Here is a 4,030-nt window from a genome sequence, read left to right as displayed (position 1 = left end):
ATGGAAATCAATTTTCCCCAAGAATCATAAGTATATTCTACTACAGTTGCTCCATTCTTATCAAATAACCCAGTGATATCTCCTTGAGCATTTCTGATGTAGATTGCTTTGAATTACTTTATACAATGTCAAATGGTCAAATCAGAGAAATTAATTCTATAGCACGGATGTGCCTAATATCGGCAGCTTCAAAAGGGGTAAAAACAATCTCTAAAGAGGATATTTTTAATGCGCATAAAGAAGTTAGCATTATTAGTAATTAGGGGTGACTTATATGGAATTTAGGTGTTCCCAAAGGAAAAAAAATAAAAAGATAGAATATTGGAAAGGGACAATAAAATGTTTAAAGGAAGGTAAGGATTTAGTTGAAATATATGTTGAAAGTAGATCTTCTCTGCATATTGTTATTGGTAAAACCAAGTATGGAAATTTTGTTTGCATTCCTAATTACGATGTTCGATGTTACTTGTCACGATTTAATGATATTTTCTGGAATACTGAAAAGCTAACATCTCTTATTGGAGAAGTTGATGGTATAACTGTAGCGAGAGCTATAGAATATATAGAACATAAATTATTACTATGGGACCATTTTTAGTCCTTTTTTTATTGTTTTTATTGTTGTTTTCAGGATATATTAATGTGACTTTTTCTAGCAAAACACATCAGTCAGATTAAATAATCTCTAAAATAAACATGCTAAATAAGATATTTTAATCTGACTTTTTAAGGATAGAATAATTCGCCGTATAACACCTAGTAGAAATATATTTTCTCCTGAACTTGAATGTTTCCCTAGAAATGCCTGTCCATCATGTTTTGTATGGATTTACCCACATTGAGAGTGTGAATGATTCTGGAACTGATAGCAAAACAAATCATTCTCTCCGTTCATAATTTGTTAACAAATTTGTTTTGCTCTCCACCTACATCATAAGTGTAGACTATTGTTTTGTTCAATACCTGATTATCTTCTCTTTTTAATTCATTTTCTTCAACTTCTCCTAATCTGCCTTAAATGTAAAGTTTAGTAAAATGATTTGCAATATAAAAGGAGAACCGCCATATAAATGACGATTCTTTAATTTTTCACCTCTTGTAATTGGAATTTTTTTTTACCCTGGGTTCTTTGTGAGGACATGCTTTGCTGGACTCACTTGCTAACTTGATGTCTATGGGTCAGGTACCTTTCAAAAATTGTAAATAGAATGAACAATTTTTGTTGCTTTTTGTTTGTACTCACTGCATTATTTGAATTATGCAGTCAAAATCATGAGCTTATTTACTTATATTACCTTTTCCCCATTCTTCTAGTGTCATTTTTGCATCAAATCCTATAACTCCAGATTTTTGTATAAGGATAAGTAAAGTTTCTTTTGCTTTTTGCTCTTTTAAATAAAGTAAATATCTTGCACTCCATAACTTAACATAGTCTGATTGATGTTCCAATAAATTTTCTAATTTATTAATTCCATTTTCTATAGATTTTAACTTGTCTATATTTTTTTCAATTATCTTATATTGATTATTAACTATCTTATATTTTCCTTCTTCTGTTGCATTACCATACTTTATTGCTGCTTCAGTATATTCTTGAATTATTTTCTCTATATCTTTCATTCTTACCCTCTCTTTCTATTTATCTTGAAATAATTTAATAATTTTCATACCAAACTCATATTGTTCCTCAAAACTCTTAGTACTCAACCATGTCCTCACTCTTAGACCGTTTGTAAATGGCTTAATAGATGAATAAAATCCACTAATTTGAGCATGCATACTACCTTTGCCATGATCAAGTTTCATAATATTATCTATATTATGTATTGTTTCTTCACCAAATTTAGCTATATTAGCTGGTGTTTGTTCTACAATATGATGCCATGCTTTGCCGGCCCCTGCCGGCCCTACGAATTTCTTGAGTTTACGAAAAGATTTAAACCCTTTAGGTTCCTTATTATCATTATTATTAGGTGTGTTTGAACTTCCCCCACCTGCTCCATCCATTCCTTTACTACTACTTATTTTTTCGCTACTTGAATCTGGAGTTGAAGTATAATGAGTATATATTGCATATCCTAGAAAACAAGTAGCTGCAATAGCTGCTCCCACAAGAACTACTGGTGATGATAGTACTGCACCAACAGTTGCGCCTACTGCCATAACAGCCTCTGCTACAAAGCTGAGTGCAAAAGCAAAATGACCACTTGGATCCACCATGTTTATGGGGTTATTATTACTGTATGCAAATACATTATGTGATAATAGAACTCCTACTTTCCCTCCTACTGAGTCCATGTTGACAAAACGTCCCCACTGAGGGTTATAGTATCTTGATTGCAGATAGTACAATCCAGTCCCGGTATCATATCTATACCCACGATACCTATAAGGATTCTTTACTCCAACACCACTGGCTAAACTTCCACTAATGGAAATCAATTTACCCCATGAATCATAAGTATATTCTACTACAGTTGCTCCATTCTTATCAAATAATCCAGTAATATCTCCTTGAGCATTTCTGATGTAGTAGTATTCTTTTCCATTTAGGTTCATGCTCACTAATTTACCATTGCTATCATAAGTATAGTGAATTTTATCTGAACCACTTGTTTCGTAAGTTACTTTATCACCTTCAAGATGGTATTTTGTTGTAACTCCATTGACGGTTTTTTGTGTTCTAATGCCTGATGCATTATATTTATAGCTTATTGATTGGCCATTTCCATTCATGGATTTTAATTGTCTGCCTTGCTCCCAAGCAAATCCCTATCCATTATAAGGAATAAGGATATAAAAAAGACTGCAAATAAATTAGGTTTTAATCTATTTGCAGCTCTTATTTTTAAATGTGTCCAACATCTCAAATTATTACATATTTCGGGAAGTACCGCACACCTTAGAAGTAAATATAATTTTAAAAGCTCTATTTATCATCTAATTGTATTTAGTCATTATGCTTGCATAGTTCATTTGGTTGTAAAACTAGTATAGACTTTGTTTTACCTTCTTCATCTAAAAATTCTACTTCATAAGCTTCATGTGGTTCAGTATATACCTCTACAATGGCTCCTAATTCTCCTTTTAGGACACCTTCGTCTGAATAATTATTTAAAACTATTACAGTATCATACATATCAAATTTCATTTCACACCTCTATTTAACAAATAATGTTACCATATTTGGAGCACTCTCACCAGTTTTAATTATCCATCCAGTTCTCACCATCGCTGAATTACCATTTGGACCCTTTATTATCATATCAACAGTATACCTTTGTCCATATTGGTCTAATTTCCCTGCAACAGCCTCAAACTTAGGTAATTGCTTTGTTATAGTAGTTCTAAGCTGTTCCGCATTTGATTTTGTATATCCCAAAGCACTTTTAAATACTCTAGCCTTATTACCACCAACTGGGTGTTCGGGGTTAAGCGCATAGTCAGTTAGTTTCTTTATGTCAACAACAGCTTTCTGATAATTAGGCAATTTATTAGCCACTGTAGCAGCTACACCTCCGCCAGCAGCTGCTGCGGCTGTAACTGCGGTATATGCCGTTTCTGCAAGATACCCTAACCCTGCTCCTACTAATGCACCTGCTGCTGCACCTCCAGCAACATATCGCCAATCGACAGAACCTGTAGTATAGTATGAATATGCGGCTCCTGCTATACCACCCACTACTGCACCTGCAATCGCTCCAATCACCCACCAAGCTCTACCATCTGGGTCAAATCTATTGACAGGATTATTGCTGCAGTATGCAAATACATTGTGAGATAGCAATTCACCAACTGTTCCACCTTCAGAATCAGCATTTATGAAGCGACCCCACTCAGGATTATAGTATCTGCTTTGAAGGTAGTACAATCCAGTCTCGGTATCATACCTATATCCTCTATAACGATAAGGATTCTTTACTCCAACACTACTGGCTAAACTTCCACTAATGGAAATCAATTTTCCCCAAGAATCATAAGTATATTCTACTACAGTTGCTCCATTCTTATCAAATAACCCAGTGATATC

General features: G+C 33.8%; 6 protein-coding genes. 2 read left to right on the top strand and 4 right to left on the bottom strand.

Annotated elements, in window-relative coordinates; all coding sequences use genetic code 11:
- The first annotated feature begins 83 nt into the window (after nucleotides 1–83).
- Together BUB83_RS22340 and BUB83_RS20840 are read left to right on the top strand one after the other, a co-directional pair.
- Complete coding sequence (locus BUB83_RS22340) at nucleotides 84–263, top strand: hypothetical protein (RefSeq protein WP_207649352.1); 180 nt, start codon at nucleotides 84–86, stop codon at nucleotides 261–263.
- Between the two features lie 11 nt (nucleotides 264–274).
- Entirely contained in the window at nucleotides 275–598 is a 324-nt protein-coding gene (locus BUB83_RS20840; protein WP_073341007.1) for a DUF6618 family protein, read from the top strand.
- A gap of 680 nt (nucleotides 599–1,278) precedes the next feature.
- Here the strand turns inward: BUB83_RS20840 and BUB83_RS20835 are convergent.
- The 4 genes from BUB83_RS20835 to BUB83_RS22285 form a co-directional block, all read right to left on the bottom strand.
- Complete coding sequence (locus BUB83_RS20835; RefSeq protein WP_073341006.1) at nucleotides 1,279–1,620, bottom strand: DUF2019 domain-containing protein; 342 nt, start codon at nucleotides 1,618–1,620, stop codon at nucleotides 1,279–1,281.
- Nucleotides 1,621–1,635: 15 nt separating this feature from the next.
- Entirely contained in the window at nucleotides 1,636–2,736 is a 1,101-nt protein-coding gene (locus BUB83_RS20830) for an RHS repeat domain-containing protein (protein ID WP_073341005.1), read from the bottom strand.
- A 214-nt stretch (nucleotides 2,737–2,950) separates the two neighbouring features.
- Nucleotides 2,951–3,151: a DUF4926 domain-containing protein gene (locus BUB83_RS20825; RefSeq protein WP_073341004.1), complete on the bottom strand. Its 201-nt coding sequence runs from the start codon at nucleotides 3,149–3,151 to the stop codon at nucleotides 2,951–2,953.
- A gap of 9 nt (nucleotides 3,152–3,160) precedes the next feature.
- Nucleotides 3,161–4,030: RHS repeat-associated core domain-containing protein (locus BUB83_RS22285; RefSeq protein WP_200801514.1), on the bottom strand; the 870-nt coding region annotated here is incomplete at its 5' end.

Source organism: Clostridium grantii DSM 8605 (assembly GCF_900129965.1).
In the GTDB taxonomy this organism is placed as follows: Bacteria; Bacillota; Clostridia; order Clostridiales; family Clostridiaceae; genus Clostridium_AF; species Clostridium_AF grantii.
Note: the sequence above shows the minus strand (reverse complement) of the source record. Positions and strands in the feature narration are given on the sequence as shown.